This is a genomic window from Acinetobacter sp. HR7, assembly GCF_000773685.1.
GTDB lineage: Bacteria > Pseudomonadota > Gammaproteobacteria > Pseudomonadales > Moraxellaceae > Acinetobacter > Acinetobacter thermotolerans.
This window is the reverse complement of the sequence record NZ_JPQO01000191.1, coordinates 23005-41962: the sequence shown is the minus strand read 5'-3', so window position 1 is coordinate 41962 and position 18958 is coordinate 23005. Positions and strand designations below refer to the sequence as shown.

Annotated in this window: 18 protein-coding genes and 1 riboswitch; of the genes, 6 read left to right on the top strand and 12 right to left on the bottom strand. The window is 46.9% G+C overall.

Annotated elements, in window-relative coordinates; all coding sequences use genetic code 11:
- Nucleotides 1-9 precede the first annotated feature (9 nt).
- Nucleotides 10-1575 carry an ATP-binding protein gene (locus GW12_RS11415; protein WP_034587573.1) on the bottom strand — a complete coding sequence of 522 codons (1566 nt, stop codon included), beginning with the start codon at nucleotides 1573-1575 and terminating at the stop codon, nucleotides 10-12.
- A 38-nt stretch (nucleotides 1576-1613) separates the two neighbouring features.
- The gene (locus GW12_RS11410) at nucleotides 1614-2249 is read right to left on the bottom strand and encodes a response regulator (RefSeq protein WP_034587571.1); all 636 of its coding nucleotides are present in this window, start codon (nucleotides 2247-2249) and stop codon (nucleotides 1614-1616) included.
- 220 nt (nucleotides 2250-2469) lie between these two features.
- On the opposite strand from GW12_RS11410, the gene GW12_RS11405 reads away from it, so the two are divergent.
- A complete protein-coding gene (locus GW12_RS11405) occupies nucleotides 2470-3519 on the top strand; it encodes a D-alanyl-D-alanine endopeptidase (RefSeq protein WP_152598549.1) in 1050 nt (349 codons plus the stop codon).
- Between the two features lie 59 nt (nucleotides 3520-3578).
- On the opposite strand, the gene thrC is transcribed toward GW12_RS11405, so the two are convergent.
- The 4 genes from thrC to xerD all read right to left on the bottom strand — a co-directional run bounded on the left by thrC (nucleotide 3579) and on the right by xerD (nucleotide 8035).
- The gene (gene thrC / locus GW12_RS11400; RefSeq protein WP_034587567.1) at nucleotides 3579-4718 is read right to left on the bottom strand and encodes a threonine synthase; all 1140 of its coding nucleotides are present in this window, start codon (nucleotides 4716-4718) and stop codon (nucleotides 3579-3581) included.
- 57 nt (nucleotides 4719-4775) lie between these two features.
- Nucleotides 4776-6080 carry a homoserine dehydrogenase gene (locus tag GW12_RS11395; RefSeq protein ID WP_034587565.1) on the bottom strand — a complete coding sequence of 435 codons (1305 nt, stop codon included), beginning with the start codon at nucleotides 6078-6080 and terminating at the stop codon, nucleotides 4776-4778.
- Between the two features lie 126 nt (nucleotides 6081-6206).
- The gene (locus GW12_RS11390; RefSeq protein WP_034587563.1) at nucleotides 6207-7019 is read right to left on the bottom strand and encodes a DsbC family protein; all 813 of its coding nucleotides are present in this window, start codon (nucleotides 7017-7019) and stop codon (nucleotides 6207-6209) included.
- Between the two features lie 98 nt (nucleotides 7020-7117).
- The gene (gene xerD, locus GW12_RS11385) at nucleotides 7118-8035 is read right to left on the bottom strand and encodes a site-specific tyrosine recombinase XerD (RefSeq protein WP_034587561.1); all 918 of its coding nucleotides are present in this window, start codon (nucleotides 8033-8035) and stop codon (nucleotides 7118-7120) included.
- 174 nt (nucleotides 8036-8209) lie between these two features.
- Between xerD and GW12_RS11380 the strand changes: the two genes are divergently transcribed.
- The 5 genes from GW12_RS11380 to ftsW all read left to right on the top strand — a co-directional run bounded on the left by GW12_RS11380 (nucleotide 8210) and on the right by ftsW (nucleotide 13344).
- Nucleotides 8210-8470, top strand: coding sequence for a FeoA family protein (locus GW12_RS11380; RefSeq protein WP_034587559.1), 261 nt, complete (start codon nucleotides 8210-8212; stop codon nucleotides 8468-8470).
- Entirely contained in the window at nucleotides 8467-10323 is a 1857-nt protein-coding gene (locus GW12_RS11375; RefSeq protein ID WP_034587557.1) for a ferrous iron transporter B, read from the top strand. The genes GW12_RS11380 and GW12_RS11375 overlap by 4 nt, the downstream gene beginning before the upstream one ends.
- 41 nt (nucleotides 10324-10364) lie before the next feature.
- On the top strand, nucleotides 10365-10616 hold the full coding sequence (locus GW12_RS11370; protein WP_034587554.1) for a DUF6587 family protein: 252 nt from the start codon (nucleotides 10365-10367) through the stop codon (nucleotides 10614-10616).
- Between the two features lie 161 nt (nucleotides 10617-10777).
- Entirely contained in the window at nucleotides 10778-12127 is a 1350-nt protein-coding gene (gene murD / locus GW12_RS11365; RefSeq protein ID WP_034587605.1) for a UDP-N-acetylmuramoyl-L-alanine--D-glutamate ligase, read from the top strand.
- Between the two features lie 20 nt (nucleotides 12128-12147).
- A complete protein-coding gene (gene ftsW, locus GW12_RS11360) occupies nucleotides 12148-13344 on the top strand; it encodes a putative lipid II flippase FtsW (protein ID WP_034587552.1) in 1197 nt (398 codons plus the stop codon).
- Here ftsW and GW12_RS11355 read toward each other — a convergent pair.
- The 6 genes from GW12_RS11355 to thiC all read right to left on the bottom strand — a co-directional run bounded on the left by GW12_RS11355 (nucleotide 13333) and on the right by thiC (nucleotide 18721).
- Entirely contained in the window at nucleotides 13333-13593 is a 261-nt protein-coding gene (locus GW12_RS11355) for a zinc ribbon domain-containing protein (protein ID WP_034587551.1), read from the bottom strand. The genes ftsW and GW12_RS11355 overlap by 12 nt on opposite strands.
- A gap of 49 nt (nucleotides 13594-13642) precedes the next feature.
- On the bottom strand, nucleotides 13643-14563 hold the full coding sequence (gluQRS, locus tag GW12_RS11350; RefSeq protein ID WP_081403496.1) for a tRNA glutamyl-Q(34) synthetase GluQRS: 921 nt from the start codon (nucleotides 14561-14563) through the stop codon (nucleotides 13643-13645).
- Between the two features lie 2 nt (nucleotides 14564-14565).
- Complete coding sequence (gene dksA, locus GW12_RS11345) at nucleotides 14566-15093, bottom strand: RNA polymerase-binding protein DksA (RefSeq protein WP_034587548.1); 528 nt, start codon at nucleotides 15091-15093, stop codon at nucleotides 14566-14568.
- A 211-nt stretch (nucleotides 15094-15304) separates the two neighbouring features.
- The gene (gene cpdA, locus GW12_RS11340) at nucleotides 15305-16117 is read right to left on the bottom strand and encodes a 3',5'-cyclic-AMP phosphodiesterase (protein WP_034587546.1); all 813 of its coding nucleotides are present in this window, start codon (nucleotides 16115-16117) and stop codon (nucleotides 15305-15307) included.
- A gap of 5 nt (nucleotides 16118-16122) precedes the next feature.
- Nucleotides 16123-16746, bottom strand: coding sequence for an NUDIX domain-containing protein (locus GW12_RS11335; RefSeq protein WP_034587603.1), 624 nt, complete (start codon nucleotides 16744-16746; stop codon nucleotides 16123-16125).
- Nucleotides 16747-16822: 76 nt separating this feature from the next.
- Entirely contained in the window at nucleotides 16823-18721 is a 1899-nt protein-coding gene (gene thiC, locus GW12_RS11330; protein WP_034587545.1) for a phosphomethylpyrimidine synthase ThiC, read from the bottom strand.
- A gap of 87 nt (nucleotides 18722-18808) precedes the next feature.
- A riboswitch (TPP riboswitch) is annotated at nucleotides 18809-18939 on the bottom strand.
- Nucleotides 18940-18958 lie beyond the last annotated feature (19 nt).

Below are 18958 nucleotides of genomic sequence, written 5' to 3'. Positions count from 1 at the left end.
TTTCAAAAATTAAACAGTAATGCGCTGGCAGCTGATCCTGAAGCAAGCACCCTGTTCTTGTTGTATATAATTCAATTGTGCCTGATTGGCTTCACAGAAACTATGGGAGAGATAGAGCCCGAGTCCTGTGCCATTAATCGAGTTACTGAAAAACGGTTTAAATAATAAGCTTTGATCGGCTGGCGTCACGCCATCGCCAAAATCTCGTACATCAATCCAGACCTTATGCTCATAAGGATGTACCTTTAACTCAACTGGTCCTACAGTCGGGTCATTATGCCGTACTGCATTGCGTAACAGATTGATCAGCACCTGTCGCAGCTGGGCTTCATCAAACTGGATATCCAGACGCATGTCGATATTGAATTTAATGTGATCCGCAATATCAGCCAGATCCTCATGTAGGCATTGCGGAATAAATTCATTCAGCTGAATCGGTACCGGGCGAGTTTCTTTATTTTTCACCATATTCAGCGTGTCTTCAATAATCCGGTTAATCCGGGTGGCCTGTTTGCTAATCATGCTGTGCAGGACCTCCTGCTGTTCCTGTTCAGAACCGGGCAGCAGGTCATTGGCTTGGACAATGGCGGCTAGTGGATTACGGATTTCATGGGCGATACTGGCAGAAAGTTGACCCAATGCTGCGAGTTTAAGCTGCTGCACCTCTTGATTGATTTTTCGTGCATCCTGCAATACTAGAAGCATTAAGGTTTGGTGAGGCACAATTAGTTTCTGCACCTGCACATGGATATTAAAACGGCTCTGCTGTGATTCAAACTGGAAACGTTCACCATTTTCCAGATTCTCAAAGCGGATCAGTTCAAACAGATACGGCTGGAACTGGTACAGGGGAAACTTGTCAAAAGAGTAGGTGTGTTCAATTCCCAACAGATGACAGGCAGCTGGATTACTCAGCACCACATGGCAGTTTTCATCCAGCACCAGATAGCCAGTATCAATCTGTTCCAGAATATAGCGGTTAATATTCTGCAGCCGGTACAGTTCCATAGACTGGGAGAAATTCAGGTTTTCCAGAATCTGGAAACGCCGTACCGCAATCTGTCCGATGCCGTAAACCACACAGAACAGGAAAGCCAAGATGGCACTGTTGCCAATATTGCCGAGTGAGGACAGGGTAAAGATACTGACGATAAAATGCTGATAGGTGACACTGATTACCGCAATCAGGGTAATCACCAGTGCCTTTTGTGCATTGAGTAGAATAGATGCAGCAAAGATGGTGATGACAAACAGCATACTGAGATGCAGATTGGCTCCGCTGGTCGCCAGGGTCAGCAGACTTAAGGCACAGACATCGACAATAAAAATCGCAGTCAGCTGTTTGTGAATAAATTTATTCACATATTTCAGTAGAAATAGCTGCCCCAGTGAAATCGCAATAAAGCTACTCAGCACATAATGATAGAGCTGAGGGTGGGCCAGTTCGCTATTATATTCCGGATAGGTCAGCAGAAAAATCAGCAGCAGGCCGGTGCTGATGATCAGCCGATATGCCGCATACCAGGTACCGAGCAGATACTGATTCAGCTCTGAATAAGAAGATCGCTGCGACATATAACCTTTTATTATTGTTTAAATTCGGGACATAAAGATTATGGCTTGATCAGGCCATAACGCATCGCGAGATGTGTAAGTTTGACATCACTGTCAATATTGAGTTTTTCAAAAATACGGTAACGGTAAGTGTTGACGGTTTTTACACTCACAAAAAGCTTGTCGGCAATTTCCTGGGCGCTAATACAGTTGACTACCATCATCGCCACCTGCATTTCCCGTTCCGAGAGCGAGTCAAAAGGCGATTGCTGGGTATCGGACAAATAAGAACTCGCCAGCTGTTCCGCGATATCCGCGCTAAAATATTTACCGCCCTGCATGACTTTATTAATGGCGCGGACCATCTCGGTCACGGGTGCACCTTTGGTGATATAACCTTTGGCACCAGCTTTTAGTAGTAGGGAAGGGTAAGGTTCTTCAGCCAGACCACTGACAGCCACGACTTTGGTATCTGGTGCGGTCTGTAACAGGCGACGGGTGGTTTCTACACCGCCAATTCCCGGCATATTCACATCGAGCAGCACCACATTTGGATGATGCTGACGCACGAGGGCGATCGCTTCCTCACCAGATTCAGCTTGTCCAATAACCTGAATCTCGGCGTGATCCTCAAGCATTCTACAAATACCGGTCCGCACTAATTCATGGTCATCTACAACTAAAACTGTGATCACGTATACTCTCCCTCGGATGAAAAATCATTTTTTTTGTTACACAACGCAAAATAAGCTTGCAATGAAACTACAAAATTAGCAATCCTAAAGACAGTTCATAAAAAACCGTATTAGGCAGTGTAGAGATCAATAATTGTTCTGCATTGTGGTAAATGTAATGTAAGCCATATTAGAGGTAATACGCAAATCAATCTTACCTCGTTAGTTGGGTGAAGGAATAGTGAAGAAAACACACAAGTCTTTGATGCATGTACTGGGTCTGTCGATTGCAGTCAGCACGAGTACGACGAGTTTTGCTGAAATCATCATGAATTCGTCAGCAGCGACTCCTCAGGCTAGCTTGAGCTGGTCTTCTGAACAGGCCAACCAGTTCCTGAATGATGGCGCGGACGCCGATGAGCCTTCTCCACTTGGCTCTACGACGGTTACTACAAGCATCCGTAGTCAGAATGGTCAGGCGGTGCAGGAGCCGGCCAAAACTATACAGATTCTAGATACGAAAACCTATAGTAGCCAGCCATCGGTAAATGCACGTTCTGCATTGGTAATGGATGCCCAGACCGGTGAAGTGCTATATAGCAAGAACAGCAATATGGCAGTGCCGATTGCCTCGATTACCAAGCTGATGACCGCAGTGGTGATTTCGGATGCGCGTCTGAACATGAATGAAAAAATCACCCTGCAACAAAGTGATTTTTCATGTGCAGGTTGTAAGAGCTCGAGCTCGACCTTACGTGTTGGCGATACGATGAATCGTGCTGAAGCCTTATTATTTGCGTTAATGAAATCAGAAAATCCGGCTGCAGCAGCGTTGGCCCGGACTTATCCTGGTGGTCGGGCAGCTTTTATTGCCAAGATGAATGCCAAAGCCAAAGCACTCGGTATGAATTCAACACACTATATGGAATCTACTGGTCTGCATCCTGGCAATGTGTCTTCTGCACGTGATTTGGGGATTCTAGTGAATACTGCGTCTCAGTATGGCCTGATTCGTCAGTTCTCAACCACGGCGAGCTATGACTTCAACCTGGGCTACCGTGTATTGAAATCGAATAATACCAATTCACTGGTGCGTAATGGTGGCTGGAACATCAACCTGTCTAAAACCGGTTATATTAATGAAGCAGGACGTTGTGTAGTGATGCATACCACCTTGAATAATCGTCCTGTGGTGGTCGTGGTATTAGGTGCAGATTCAACTGCTGCACGTACCAACGATGCCACTCGTCTGATGACTTGGGTATCCAGCCTGCCTAAACAACGTGTTTAATCCCTTTTAAGCATATATAAAAAAGCCCTGCACTTGCAGGGCTTTTTTTGATCCGATTATTACATATTAGAAAGAATAGAATCGCGTACTTGATCCAGAGTAGCGTCGATCGACAGCATCACGGCATCAGAACATTGTTTGATCGCAGTGTCTGGGTCTTTCAGACCGTTACCAGTTACGGTACATACGATCACAGAACCCTCGGCAATTTTACCCGCTTTGATGTCACGGATCGCACCGCCAATAGATGCTGCAGAAGCAGGTTCTACGAATACGCCTTCGTACATAGATAGCAGGCGTTGTGCTTCAAGGATTTCGTTATCAGTCAGTTCATCGAACCAGCCTTGAGAATCACGAACAACGGCTTTTGCATGGTTCCAGCTTTGGGGGTTACCGATACGGATTGCAGTTGCAATCGTTTCAGGGTTTGCTACTGGTGCACCACGTAGGAAAGGTGCAGCGCCAGCAGCCTGGTAACCGACCATCGTTGGACGGCCTTCTGGTTTAGGACCAGTGAACTGATCAGTTTCAGGGTTATAAACCACTTGTTCAAACTGTTCTTTCGGCTGGTTAGCAAGCGCTTCGGTATAACCCATCCAGTGTGCAGTGATGTTACCTGCGTTACCGACTGGCAGGCAGTGATAGTCAGGGGCACGACCCAATTCGTCCACGATTTCGTAAGCAATGGTTTTTTGACCTTGCAGACGGTATGGGTTGATGGAGTTCACGATGGTGACAGGTGCTTTATCCGCAACTTCTTTCACTAGACGCATACCATCATCGAAGTTACCACGGATTTGCATAGTGATTGCACCATACATCATGGCTTGTGCCATTTTACCCATGGCAATTTTGCCTTCTGGGATCAGTACGAATGCTTTGATACCAGCACGCGCCGCATAAGCTGCTGCAGCTGCAGAAGTGTTACCTGTAGATGCACAGATAATCGCTTTAGAGCCTTCTTCAACTGCTTTTGTTACCGCCATGGTCATACCACGGTCTTTAAATGAACCAGTCGGGTTTAAGCCCTCGTACTTCACATAAATTTCAACATTTTTGCCAATAATGCGAGGAATATTCGCAAGCTTAATCAGTGGCGTATTACCTTCGCCTAGAGAGATGGCTTTAGTAGTTGCAGACACTGGTAAACGGTCGCGATAGCGGTCAACTAAACCAGTATAACGATTGGCATTCGACATGATGATGTTCCAATTGTGTGTAGAGCTTGGCGAGGGGATATAGTCCCCTCAACCCGATTAATTATCAAGCGATTCTAAACGAATTCGCACAATTTCGCCATGAATGACAGGAAGAGCTTGAATTTGCTTTAACGCTTCATCCATTTTCGCTTCCTTAACTGGGTCAGTCAGGATGACGATCGGAATAAGGTCTTTCAGACGGGATTGCTGCATGATGGCATCAATACTGATACCGTTACGGCTCAGAATTGCAGTCACATCAGCCAGCACACCAGTCTGATCTTCGGCATTGATGCGGATGTAGTATCCAGTGGTCATTTCTTCGCGTGACAGGATTGGCAAGTCGCTTAAGCTTTCAAATGCCAATTGTGGAATAGTACCTGCACCGTCTTCAGTGTAAGAAATGTCACGTACGATATCCACGATATCCGCCACGACTGCAGAAGCAGTAGGGCCGGCACCTGCACCTGCGCCGTAATAAAGGGTAGGGCCAACGGCATTGGCTTGTACCAGTACGGCATTTTTCACGCCGTTGACATTGGCGATCAGCTGTTCTTCAGGAATCAGGGTTGGGTGCACACGCAGTTCGATCCCATTTTCGGCACGACGGGCAATACCGAGGTGTTTGATGCGGAAGCCGAGATCTTCAGCATATTTCACGTCTTGGGCGGTAATTTTGCTGATGCCTTCGGTGAAGACTTTGTCAAACTGCAGCGGAATACCGAATGCAATAGAAGCTAGAAGGGTCAGTTTGTGTGCTGCATCAATGCCTTCCACGTCAAAGGTTGGGTCAGCTTCGGCATAACCGAGTTCTTGTGCTTCTTTCAGTACGTCTTCAAAAGCACGGCCTTTGTCACGCATTTCAGTCAGGATGAAGTTGCCTGTACCGTTGATGATACCCGCCAGCCATTCAATCTTGTTGGCTGCCAGACCTTCACGCATCACTTTAATAATTGGAATGCCACCAGCCACCGCTGCCTCGTAAGCAATCTGCACAGCGTTGTCATCAGCAAGTTTGAATAGTTCATTACCATGTTCAGCAAGCAATGCCTTGTTTGCGGTCACAACCTGTTTGCCATGCAGGATGGCTTCCTTAATCACTTCGTAGGCAGGGTGAATACCACCCATCACTTCTACTACGACATCCACATCCGGTTGACGGACGATGTCAAGCAGATCCGCACTTTGCTTGATGCTTGGGTCCAAGTCCAGATCAGGACGTGGACGACGGGTACCTACGTAGGTAATTTGAATTTCACGACCGGTGCGACGTTTAATCTCAGCAGCATTTTCTTTTAATAGTTTCAGGGCACCACCACCCACAGTACCAAGACCGAGGATTGCCAGACGAACTGGTTTCACGTCACACTCCAAATATAAACAGTTTTTACGAGAGCCTAGATCATAGCTAAAAAAACGCGCTGACTCTAGGGTGATCGCAGAATATCTTTATGTATAAGATAAAGTTAAATAACTCATTAAAATGAGTTATTTAAGGCGATCCAGAAGTTCCGAGGTCGACATATATCCACCAAGGTATAAGCCTTCAGAACTGTACACACCCGGTGTACCGTTCACGCCGATGTTTAGACCCATTTGATATTGATCTTTCACAGGATTTTGACAGCTTGCCGGGGTAATTGAACCACCAGCAATGGCTTGGTCGAATGCGGCGCGACGGTCTTCATTACACCAGATCGCTTCCATCGCCGGCATATGCTGCTCACCACGTGGCCATGCGATATAACGTACTTCGATGCCTTTGGCATTCATTTCATCCATTTGCTCATGGAATTTATGGCAGTAAGGGCAGCTAACATCGGTAAACACATAGATCACGTGCTTAGCTTTGTCTTTAGCCGGATAGATCAGCAGATCTTCTTTTTTCAGGGAAGCAAACAGTTTTTTGTTCACTTCAGACTGCAAGGTTTCGCTGACATTATGCAGCTGCTTATCCCCCAGACGGATCACATCGCCCTGAATAATATATTTGCCATCGCTGGTCGCATAAATCGACGACATGCCTTCCAGACTGACCCAATACAAGTTTGGCACTTCAGTGGTTTTAATATCAGTAATTTTGGCCTTGATGCCCGCTTTCTTGAAATGACCTTCTAATGTCGAGATCAGGCGTTGCTGTGCATTGCGTTCGGATAAGGTCGACGCTTCCCCTGTTGCTGGTGCACTTGCCGTTAAGTTGTCTGGCTTTTTATCGTCTTTATTAGAATTTGAGCAGGCTGAAAGACCGAGGCCTGCAGCAAGAGTGCATGCGATAAACAGGCTGGAGCGGGCAAATGTCATAAATAACCCTTTTTGTTCTTGAATAAAATTAGACGACTAGCATAGCAAAAAAATGCCATGCACGTTGAACTTCTCTGTACACGCTGTTGTCAGGGGCTTTAGGCACGTGGGTGATAAGTGGCATGCAGCTGCTGCATGCGTACCTGTGCCACATGCGTATAAATCTGAGTGGTAGACAGGTCACTATGTCCCAGCAGCATTTGTACCACACGTAGATCCGCGCCATGATTGAGTAAATGCGTGGCAAAGGCATGCCGTAAAGTATGTGGCGATAATTCAGCTTGTATTTCAGCCTGCAGGGCATAGCGTTTGATCGCATACCAGAAGTTCTGCCGGCTCATAATGCCACCTAGCTGGGTCAGGAACAGATAATCTGTCGAGGTTTTATACAGTTGTGGACGAGCTTCATTCAGATATTTTTCAATCCATTCACAGGCGACTTGTCCCATCGGCACTAGACGTTCTTTATTACCCTTACCGACAATACGTAAATAACCCTGTTTTAAATTGATCAAGTCTAAGCGCAGATTCAGCAGTTCACTGACGCGCAGACCGCAGGCATACAGTACTTCCAGCATGGCACGGTCGCGTAAGCCGAGTGCGGTATTAATGTCTGGTGCGTTAATCAACGCTTCGACGTCGGCTTCGGACAGGTCTTTGGGCAAGGCACGTCCCAGTTTTGGGGTTTTATGTGCAGCCATCGGGTTGTCACTTCTTAATTTCTGTTCACGCAGAAATTTAAAAAATGAGCGTAGGGCGGACAAACAGCGTGCAATTGATCGTGGACTTTTCTGCTGTTTGGTTAGCTCGATCATCACATCGGAAATATCGTCGTGATTCCATTCTGGTAAAGGTTTATTCAAACAGTGAATACATTGAATTAAATCAGATAAATAGGCATTACGTGTATGCGGACTGACAGTCTGGGCAATCAGATAGTCACGGTATCCCTGCAGGAATTGGGCATCTTCTGGAATCTGGACCGGAGCAGGAATACGGGGCTTTTTATTCAACATAGAGGCTTGCGCTTACTCAGATAAATCAATCATTTTGATGGATATTCTGCACTGTAGAGCAATTTGAATGATCTGTCGATCTGTTCAGCAGTCCGGCAAAAATGAAATTAAACCTTATTTGGTAACTATTCTCATCTGCGTGTATACTGTGCAAAAATCTTAGGAATTTTCACGGTGCGTTTGTCGGAATTAAAAGTGAAGCAAACAGCCATCATTCGAAAGATCAATCGAACTACTGATGGTGAGGGTGCTCAGCACAATGTTGTAGCGAGTCGTCTGGAAACATTAGGTTTTGTGCCTGGTACCGAAGTGCAGGTGATTACCAAAGGTATTTTTGGTGGGGATCCTATTCTAATTCAAATCGGATTTACGCGTTTTGCCCTGCGTAAATCGGAGGCAGCAAAAATTGAAATTGAGCCTGGAGTTACGGCATGAGTGATGCCTTACGTATTGCCCTTGTCGGTAACCCTAACTGTGGTAAAACCTCATTATTCAACCATTTAACCGGAACCAGACAAAAAGTTGGCAACTATGCCGGGGTGACGGTTGAACGTAAAATCGGTCATTTCACTCTTCCATCAGGCAAGCCAGTACGCGTGCTGGATTTACCAGGGACCTACAGTTTAGATGCTACCAGTCCCGATGAAGCGATTACCCGTGATGTGGTGCAAGGCAAAATAGCCGAAGAAGGCCAGCAGGATGCTTTTCTGTGTGTGGTTGATGCTACCAACCTGAAACTGCACTTGGGACTGGTGCTGGAAATGATCCAGCTGGGTCGTCCAGTACTGTTGGTTCTAAACATGATGGATGAAGCACGCCGTCGTGGCATGCAGATCAATACTCAGAAACTGTCTCAGCGTTTAGGTATTCCAGTGGTAGAAACTGTTGCGGTGCGGAATTCAGGCATTGAAAACCTGATGAATGCGCTGGATCAGGGCAAATATGCCATGCCACAAACTGAAATGACCGGTTTAAGCGGTGATAGTCACCACAAAATCGAAAGTATCCTGAAAGATGTGGTGAACTTCGTTGACCACGAAGACAAACGTACCGATTTCCTTGACAAAATTTTCTTGCATCCGGTGCTGGGCTTGGTAAGTCTGGCGGTAATGATGTTTGTCATCTTCCAGGCCGTGTTTGCTTGGGCCGCACCATTTATGGATAGCATCGAAGCCTTCTTTGGCTGGCTGGGTGAAGCTGTAGGCCCGATGATTGCTCACCCATTGTTAAACAGTCTGGTTGTGGATGGAATTATCGCAGGTGCCGGTGGTGTAGTGGTGTTTCTGCCACAGATTCTGATTCTGTTCTTCTTTATTTTGGTCCTCGAAGAATCCGGTTACTTGCCGCGTGCAGCCTTCCTGCTGGATAAGCTGATGTTTAAAGCTGGTCTGTCTGGCCGTGCCTTTATTCCTTTACTGTCCAGTTTTGCCTGTGCGATCCCGGGCATCATGGCTTCAAGGACCATCAGTGATTCACGGGATCGTTTGACTACGATTTTTGTGGCACCCTTGATGACTTGTTCGGCACGTCTGCCAGTGTATGCACTATTGATTGCCGCTTTCATTCCATCACAAACCGTGTGGGGCATCTTTAACCTGCAAGGTCTGGTGCTGTTTGGCCTGTACATGGCCGGCATTCTGAGTGCACTGTGTGTGTCTTTTGTATTGAAGTTCTTTAATAAAGACAAAGTCGGCCACATGTTATTGATGGAGCTGCCAAGTTACCGCTTCCCGGATCTCAAGAATATCTGGATCGGTTTGCTGGATCGTGCCAAGATCTTCTTGAAACGTGTTGGTGGCATCATCTTTGCGCTGTCTATTTTGCTGTGGTTTCTGTGTACTTTCCCGCAACCACCCGAAGGCGCAACGCTGCCAGATATCGATTACTCTTTTGCGGGGATGCTCGGTCATCTGATCCAGCCCATCTTTGCCCCGGTTGGCTTTAACTGGCAGATCTGTATTGCACTGATTCCAGCCATGGCCGCGCGTGAAGTCGTGGTCGCAGCTTTGGGTACGGTGTATGCGTTATCTGCAGTCGATGAAGATGCGATGTCGGAAGGACTGGCAGCCTTGATCAGCGGTGGTGGTGATCTGGGCTGGTCACTAGCGACTGGTTTGTCCTTGCTGGTGTGGTTTATCTATGCGCCGCACTGTCTGGCAACCCTGGCAACAGTTCGTCGTGAAACAGGGTCATGGCGTACGGTAGGTTTTATGACCTTTTACCTGTTTGGTCTGGCATACTTGATGTCATTCCTGACCTATCAAATTGCTTCACACTACTTTGGTTAAGATTGACTGAAGCAACAAATAAATGTGAAGGGGAGACTGAGATGATTGAAGTTCTAATTGTGACAGCACTGGTACTTTGGAGTGCCGTGGTAGTATTCAAGAAGGTATTTCCGAATACTTCACGCTCGGTTTTCCTGAAACTGTCTAATGCAGCTGAAGTCAAGGGCTGGCATACCCTGGCAAAATGGCTGAAACCGGCCATGAGCGGTGGTTGTGGCGGTAATTGTTCTTGCCCTGTCTCTGAACAGGAAACTGCGAAAAAGCCAGCCCAGCAGGCGGTAAAATGGAAATAATTTTCCATCCTAGCTAAAAGTGAAAAAGCCAGCATTTTTGTGCTGGCTTTTTTGTGCGATATAAAAAAAAATCTGTAGAAAAGCCAATCAAAAAAAGCATTCAAAACGGCAAAGTGCTAACATTTCCAAAGTTTCAAATTAGACCAGAACATGAGGCAAAAATGTTAATACAACGTGGTGGACTTAAAGTCGTTGCAGGACTCGGTATTTCAGGTGTTGCAGCAGTCAATTTCTTACATGACCAGGGCTACCGCGTTGCTGTTACCGACTCTCGCGCTGTGCCACCGGGCCATGACCAGATTCCGGCTGAAGTACAGACCAGTTTTGGCAAATTGGATCAGGATTTACTGCTGTCTGCTGAAGAAATCGTAATCAGCCCGGGACTAGACCCTAAACTGCCAGAAATTCAGGCGGCGATTGCTAAAGGTATTCCAGTCGTCAGTGAAATCCAGATTCTGCGTCGTTCCACTGATAAACCTATCGTGGCAATTACCGGTTCCAATGCTAAAAGTACCGTGACTACCTTGATTGGCTTGATGGCAAAAGATGCCGGCAAAAAAGTGGCAGTCGGTGGTAACCTTGGTCGTCCAGCACTGGACTTAACCAAAGATGACCCTGAAGTGTATGTGCTGGAATTGTCTAGCTTTCAGTTAGAAACGACTTCGAATTTAAATGCAGAAGTGGCCGTAGTGTTGAACATGAGTGAAGACCATCTGGACCGTCACGGTGACATGCTGGGCTATCACACTGCCAAACACCGTATTTTCCAGGGCGTGAAAAAAGTCGTGTTTAACCGTGATGATTCACTGACCCGTCCATTGGTTCCAGATACTACCCCAATGCAAAGCTTTGGCCTGAATGCACCGGATATGAATCAATTCGGTATCCTGAAAGACAATGACGGCACCATCTGGCTGGCTCGTGGTCGTGAGCGCTTGCTGAAAAGTTCGGATATGTATATCCAGGGTACTCACAATGTTGCCAATGCATTGGCTTGTCTGGCTTTGGGTGAAGCGATTGACCTACCAATGGATAGCATGCTGGAAACCTTAAAAAACTTTAAAGGTCTGGAGCACCGTTGTGAATTCGTCAAAGAAGTCAATGGTGTGCGTTATTACAACGATTCTAAAGGCACCAACATCGGCGCAACACTGGCAGCAATTGACGGTCTGGGTATGGCGATTGAAGCCAAAGGTGGCAAGGTTGCAATCATTCTCGGTGGTCAGGGCAAAGGTCAAGACTTTACCGCTTTACGTGATTCGCTGTCTAAATATGCCAAAGTCGCAGTGCTGCTTGGTGTGGATCGTCCAATTATTGAAAAAGCCATTGAAGGGACTACCACACTGTTGCATGCCGAGACACTGGAACAAGCAGTGGAATTGTGTCAAAAAAATACCCAGCCTGAAGATGTCGTGCTATTGTCTCCGGCATGTGCAAGTTTTGATATGTTTGCTGGCGGCTATGCCGAGCGTGGTCGTAAGTTCGTTGCCTATGTCAACGCGCTCAACTAAGAATAACAAGGATTCGTGCTATGGCTGAGTTTGCTCAGACTGCGATCAATAAAATTACTCAATTCTATGAGCAGTGGGTACCAAAGCTACCCGCTGAGATTAATCCGCGCAATGTGCTAATTTTCTGCGTACTGGCCTTGCTATGTCTGGGTTCGATCATGGTAGCATCGGCATCGATGCCCTATGCCGAGCGGATTAATGGCAATCCCTTTCACTACCTGACTCGCCATGCGATTTCGATTATTGCCGGAGCAGGTGTTGCTTATGCCACCTATAAAATTCCGCTGAATCGCTGGTTTAACAGTACCTTCTTTCTGTGGTTTATTACCATTATTCTGCTGGCTGCTGTGCTAGTCGTCGGGACTGAGGTGAATGGTTCCAAACGCTGGATTCGTCTGGCTGGTTTTACCTTACAGGCTTCGGAAGTGGCTAAGGTAATGATGGCAATCTTTACTGCGGACTATGTGGTACGACGTGCTGAGGAGGTCCGGAACAAGATTTCCGGTCTGGTGCGTTTGTGTATCATTATGGGATTCACGATCCTGCTGGTAATGCTGGAGCCTGACTTGGGCGCGACCGTGGTGATTACCCTGACCATGTTGGGCGTGTTCTTCCTGGCAGGGGCTCCACTGATTCAGTTCGGTGCCACTTTCGGGATTCTGCTAGTGTCTCTGATCGGGGCGATTTTACTGGAACCTTATCGTTTGAAACGTCTGATGTCGTTCTCGAATCCTTGGGAAGATCCACTGGGTACTGGTTATCAGCTATCGAATGCCCTGATGGCCTTCGGTCGTGGTGAATGGACCGGGGTCGGTTTGGGACACAGTATCCAGAAAATGTCCTATCTACCGGAAGCACATACTGACTTCATGCTGGCGATTCTGGGTGAAGAGTTTGGTTTTCTTGGTATTGCTGCGGTATTGATCCTGTCATTTACTATGATCGTGTGCTGTATCCGTATCGGGCATCGTGCTCTGAAAAACCATTACCTGCGTGCGGGTTATCTGGCCTATGGGATCAGTATCATTTTCTTGCTACAAGTTCTCGTAAACTCAGGTATGAACATGGGTATGCTGCCAACCAAAGGTTTGACCCTGCCATTTATTAGTTATGGCGGTTCATCCCTGATTATGTGTGCCATGATGATCAGTCTGATTCTCAAGATTGATGCTACCACACGTGAAACCAACCCAAGTCGTGAGGAATCAAGCTTCTAGGTTGGACTGACGGTTCGGGTCAGGCTGGGCATGGTCAAGTACCGTGCTTGGCATGACCGTCCCGCAGTGATTACAGCGGACAAAGGCCTGTTTTGCTTTGGATAGCGGAATCAAGGGAATAAAAAATAAAGAAAAATAATTACGCTGCTGTCTCAGCTCATAATCGGCACGTGTCCGGCAAACAGGGCATAAGAACTGACTTTTCTCGATGACTTTGGTTTTCGGACCAATTCCAAAAATAAACAACATAGACCAACACTCAGCTGAATTTTTCTTTAGCTTAAGCCAAAATCCAGTTCTATAAATAGTGGCCTTGTAGCTCAGTTGTATGCGGAATCCGTTCAATATCCCATTGTGCCACGGCCTGTTTAAGCATGCGTTCTGGGGTATCCAGTTCTACGTCTGGTTGGTGCAGGGCAGTCAGTGCTTGTTGCAGTAATTGTGGAGCCTGGTTTAGATCGAGTGCCTGTGCCAGATTTTGCTTAGACAGTTTTTGGCCCTGATCATTCATGGCTAGTGGCAGATGCATATACTGTAGGCGAGGGTAGCCGAGTAGCTGACCTAGATAAATCTGCCGTTCAGTATTGTCGAGTAGGTCGGCACCACGAACCACATGGGTCATGCCTTGCAGATAGTCATCCACGATGACGGCCAGCTGATAGTTGATAATCCCATCACGGCGTTTCAGGACAAAATCACCGAGATCACGCTTCAGGTTAGAACAGTGACGGCCTTGCAGCGGATCATCAAAGCAGATTTCAACATCTTCGACCTTGACCCGAATGGCCTGATGCTCAAATGGCAGGTTTAGGTTACGGCAGGTACCCTGATAAATATGATTGGAACCGAGCATCTTGCGGGTACATTGGCAGGCATAGACCAGACCCTGCTGATGTAGCTGTTCAATTACGCCTTCATAGATATCGAGACGGTCTTTTTGGAAAATAATCTCGGCATCGGGATCGAAGCCAAAAACATCCATGGCACGCAGAATATGTTCTTCGCTGCCGGGATAAATGCGGGGAATGTCGGTATCTTCAATACGGACCAGCCACTTGCCCTGATGAGCGCGGGCATCGCAGTAGCTGGCCACGGCAGTTATGAGGGAGCCAAAATGCAAAGGGCCGGTTGGCGATGGCGCAAACCGGCCCACATAAGCCATCCTGTTGTCCCCCTCCTTTATCAAAGGAGGGGTTGAGGGAGGATTATTTATAGACATGCTTAACCGTTATTTTGCTTCTCTTTGATTTCAGCAAGGGTTTTACAGTCAATACATAAAGTCGCAGTTGGACGCGCTTCTAGACGACGCAGACCAATTTCAATACCACAGGTTTCACAGAAACCGTAGTCATCATTTTTGATCGCTTCCAGAGACTGTTCGATTTTACGGATCAGTTTACGTTCACGGTCACGGGTACGTAGTTCGATCGCAAATTCTTCTTCTTGGGTTGCGCGGTCGTTTACATCCGGAAGGGCAGTATTTTCGTCCTGCATGGTGTTCAGGGTACGGTCCACTTCAGACATCAGCTCGGCTTTCCATGCCATCAGGATTTGGCGAAAATGCTCTAGCTGGCCCTCAGACATGTATTCTTCATTCTTTTTAGGCTGATAAGGTTCGATACCAAATAAGCTAGCAGTAGAACCACCCTCAGTCGTTTTCGGCTTAGATTTGCGCACACGTTTTGTAGCTTTCTCGTCTACAACAGCAGTTTGTTCGTCTAAGACTTGATTTTGGTTGTCATTCGCCATTTAGGGCATTCCTCATCATATGCGCAGGTAACTACGCAAAAAATATGGTGATATGCAAATTTTTATCCACCCTGAAGAAGGATTATCCTCCTATGGGGGTCGTCATCATATAGACTTTTTATGCGTTTTGATAGTCTTTGATGGCGGCAATTGTAGATATCACGTTTCCTTAAAGAGCAATAAAGTAAAGCAAAAAAAACAAATTGAAAAGTTAATAACCTGAAATTTCGGTATTAATTTTAGTCTGTGTTAATCTCACTCTGTTAATGTAAGTTTCGTACTCTCCGTTCTCTTTCAGTAACAGCACGCGATAGCCTGGCTGGGCCTGATCCAGAGCAAAGTTTTCGCTAAGTGGCTTGAACTGTACGCTGGTCGATGGGGTCGATAGATAGCGCACACCTTGCCATTCGTTTTCAGAATCTTGATGCACATGACCAAATAGCACTATTTTCACATTACTGTGACGGGCAATTACATCCTTTAAGGCTTCTGCATTCTTGAGCCGGTGCTGGTCAATCCAGTGTGATTGCATGGCAAAAGGATGATGATGACAGGCCACAATCACATGTTGCTGTTGATGTTCAAGCAATAACTGTTCCAGTTGCTCCAGCTGCTTTTGTTCTACCCAGCCATCGACCCGGCCTTTGACCGCGCTGTTTAGCAGGATTAAGGTCCATGAACCAAAGTGAATGGCATGGGCTTCATTCTTATGGTTATGGAATGGGAAAATGACCAGATTGTCATCATGATTGCCCGGAATCTGGTAATGCGGCACCTGCCAGTCCTGCATAAATTCTAGATAACGCTGGTAGGTCGATTCTGCTGCAACCTGCGCCAGATCGCCGGTATGAATTACGGCATCAATATTCGGAAAACGTTGTTTAATATCCTTGACCACATCCAGAAAGCTTTGTTCCGGATTCATGTTGGCAAAGCTCAGTTCGGGCTGATCCATCAGATGGGTATCGGTGATCTGAATTAAGGTCCAGACTTTTTCAGCAGCAGGAGTAGAAGTCTGCGTCATGCTCGCTACTCCTTGGAAGCCGTGGTGGCAATATGCTGTTGCAGCCATTGCAGGGCCATAATCACCGGTGCATTTCTCAGGCGGTGATTTCGGAACAGTTCTGGAAGATGGGTGTAATCAAACACATGCAGCTGGATATTTTCACCTTCCTCCGGCATGCCATGCACGCCACCCTGTACTGGCAGGTCTGCCTGAGCGACAAACAGGTGGAACATTTCTGAACAGGCGCCAGCCGATGGATAGAAGCTATAAAGGAACTGCAGATCTTTAAGTTCGCAACCCGATTCTTCTAGGGCTTCACGGCGGATGCAGTCTTCTGGAGATTCATTACCGTCGAGTACACCAGCGATCACTTCCAGTTGCCAAGGCGAGTCCGGGTCATTCAACGCTCCGATACGGAACTGTTCGATTAGGGCGAATTTCTGTTGCTGGTCGTTATACAGCAGAACTCCCGCAGCCGGGCGGCGTTCAATCAGTTCACGTTGGATTGGTGGAATATATTCATTGCTGTTAAACAGGCGATGGCTCACCTGGACTTTTTCTACTTTTAAAAATCCCTGATAGAGATATTCGCGTTGTTGAATCTCAACATCTTTATTGTTATAGGACGCTTGCTGAATAATCTTCATAAAATCAGAAAAGGATGAAAACATGTGTTTCATCCTATCTGAGTTTTTGCTAAAAACAACTGATTTTCAGTGGGAATTAGACTTTATGGTATAGTTTCCGACCGGTTTCTTGGAAGGTGGTTTTCATGCTTTCCAGACCTGCTTCAACCTCTGGATTGGTCTCTGCTATCTGTTCCGCATTTTTCTGGTTGTTTGCATAATCCCGCACATTCTGGGTAATTTTCATCGAGCAGAATTTCGGACCGCACATCGAACAGAAGTGTGCAGACTTGTGCGCTTCTTTCGGCATGGTTTCATCATGCATGCTGCGTGCAGTATCCGGGTCCAGGCTCAGGTTAAACTGGTCTTCCCAACGGAACTCGAAACGGGCTTTAGACAGAGCATTGTCACGGGCTTGTGCACCTGGATGGCCTTTCGCTAAGTCCGCAGCATGGGCAGCAATCTTGTAGGTGATGATACCGTCTTTGACGTCTTTTTTGTTTGGCAAGCCTAGATGTTCTTTTGGTGTCACATAACACAGCATCGCCGTGCCATACCAGCCAATCATCGCTGCACCAATCGCAGAGGTAATATGGTCATAGCCCGGTGCGATATCAGTGGTTAGCGGCCCTAAAGTATAGAAAGGGGCTTCCTTACAGACTTCTAATTGCAGATCCATATTTTCCTTGATCATGTGCATTGGCACATGGCCCGGACCTTCAATCATCACCTGTACATCATGTTCCCAGGCACGATGGGTCAGTTCACCCAAGGTACGCAGTTCGGAAAATTGTGCTTCATCATTGGCATCCTGAATACAGCCCGGACGTAGGCCATCCCCCAGACTGAAAGACACATCATAGGCTTTCATGATTTCGCAGATTTCATCGAAATGGGTGTAGAGAAAGTTTTCCTGATGATGCGCTAGACACCATTGCGCCATGATCGAACCACCACGCGATACGATACCAGTCAGACGATTTGCGGTCAGTGGCACGTAACGTAATAATACCCCGGCATGAATTGTAAAGTAGTCCACACCCTGTTCCGCTTGCTCAATCAAGGTATCTTTAAAGATTTCCCAGGTCAGGTCTTCGGCTACACCATTAACTTTTTCTAATGCCTGATAAATCGGAACCGTACCGATTGGCACCGGCGAGTTACGGATAATCCATTCACGAGTTTCATGAATATTCTGACCAGTCGACAGATCCATAATGGTGTCAGCACCCCAGCGGGTGGCCCAGGTCATTTTTGAAACTTCCTCTTCGATGCTTGAACCGAGTGCCGAGTTACCAATATTGGCGTTGATTTTGACCAGGAAATTCCGGCCAATGATCATTGGTTCGCATTCCGGATGGTTGATGTTGGCCGGAATGATGGCACGGCCGGCAGCGACTTCCTGACGTACAAATTCCGGGGTAATTTCTCTTAAATTCTGTGCCCCGAAATTTTGTCCAGCATGCTGGCGCATATCTACACCTTCACGCTGGCGCAGGTTTTCACGGATGGCAATGTATTCCATTTCCGGGGTGATGATACCCTGTTTAGCATAGTGCATCTGGGTCACATTATGGCCACGTTTGGCTTTGCGTGGTTTCTGGATATGCGCGAAGCGAATGTTAGCCGTGCGGATATCACGTAGACGCTGGCGGCCGAATTCGGAACTAAGGTCTTCCAAAATTTCAGTATCGCTACGTTCTTCAATCCAGTTGTCGCGTACAGAGGGCAAACCTTTATTTAAGTCAATGCTAGCTTCGGGATCGGTATAGACACCGGACGTATCATAAACCATCAAGGGCAGATTTTTTTCACCACCGAGGCCCGTTGGGGTATCAGTCAGGGAGATTTCACGCATCGGCACTTTAATATCCGGGCGCGAACCTTGGATATAGACTTTGCGTGAAGCAGGCAAAATACGGGTCAGATCTCGGGCTTCCTGCTCGTGATGAGCATCGGGAGAAGTGGAACTGGAGAGATTCGTTAACTGGTTCATGGCAATAATCCTTATGAATGACATCAACGAATCAAGCACGACCAAAAACGCGGGCGGTTTTATCCTGAATGGATAAAAGGAGGCTAGGTTTTTTACATGCTTGATTCCTACGCAGGTCTTAACCTGATCAGGTTCAACGGTACTCACCATCAAATTGTGCTATGCAGCATTATTTTGGTGATCTCAGCGAGCTATTACTCGCGCTCCGTCAAGCTAGGCAGATCATAGCCGAGTTCA

What these genes read in the sequence shown, in the direction of transcription:
- murD (WP_034587605.1), top strand. Translation starts at nt 10,778, where the DNA reads ATGTTAATACAACGTGGTGGACTTAAAGTCGTTGCAGGACTCGGTATT.
- thrC (WP_034587567.1), bottom strand. Translation starts at nt 4,718, where the DNA reads ATGTCGAATGCCAATCGTTATACTGGTTTAGTTGACCGCTATCGCGAC.
- GW12_RS11355 (WP_034587551.1), bottom strand. Translation starts at nt 13,593, where the DNA reads ATGTTGTTTATTTTTGGAATTGGTCCGAAAACCAAAGTCATCGAGAAA.
- gluQRS (WP_081403496.1), bottom strand. Translation starts at nt 14,563, where the DNA reads ATGTCTATAAATAATCCTCCCTCAACCCCTCCTTTGATAAAGGAGGGG.
- thiC (WP_034587545.1), bottom strand. Translation starts at nt 18,721, where the DNA reads ATGAACCAGTTAACGAATCTCTCCAGTTCCACTTCTCCCGATGCTCAT.
- GW12_RS11375 (WP_034587557.1), top strand. Translation starts at nt 8,467, where the DNA reads ATGAGTGATGCCTTACGTATTGCCCTTGTCGGTAACCCTAACTGTGGT.
- GW12_RS11335 (WP_034587603.1), bottom strand. Translation starts at nt 16,746, where the DNA reads ATGAAGATTATTCAGCAAGCGTCCTATAACAATAAAGATGTTGAGATT.
- cpdA (WP_034587546.1), bottom strand. Translation starts at nt 16,117, where the DNA reads ATGACGCAGACTTCTACTCCTGCTGCTGAAAAAGTCTGGACCTTAATT.
- GW12_RS11370 (WP_034587554.1), top strand. Translation starts at nt 10,365, where the DNA reads ATGATTGAAGTTCTAATTGTGACAGCACTGGTACTTTGGAGTGCCGTG.
- dksA (WP_034587548.1), bottom strand. Translation starts at nt 15,093, where the DNA reads ATGGCGAATGACAACCAAAATCAAGTCTTAGACGAACAAACTGCTGTT.
- ftsW (WP_034587552.1), top strand. Translation starts at nt 12,148, where the DNA reads ATGGCTGAGTTTGCTCAGACTGCGATCAATAAAATTACTCAATTCTAT.
- xerD (WP_034587561.1), bottom strand. Translation starts at nt 8,035, where the DNA reads ATGTTGAATAAAAAGCCCCGTATTCCTGCTCCGGTCCAGATTCCAGAA.
- GW12_RS11415 (WP_034587573.1), bottom strand. Translation starts at nt 1,575, where the DNA reads ATGTCGCAGCGATCTTCTTATTCAGAGCTGAATCAGTATCTGCTCGGT.
- GW12_RS11390 (WP_034587563.1), bottom strand. Translation starts at nt 7,019, where the DNA reads ATGACATTTGCCCGCTCCAGCCTGTTTATCGCATGCACTCTTGCTGCA.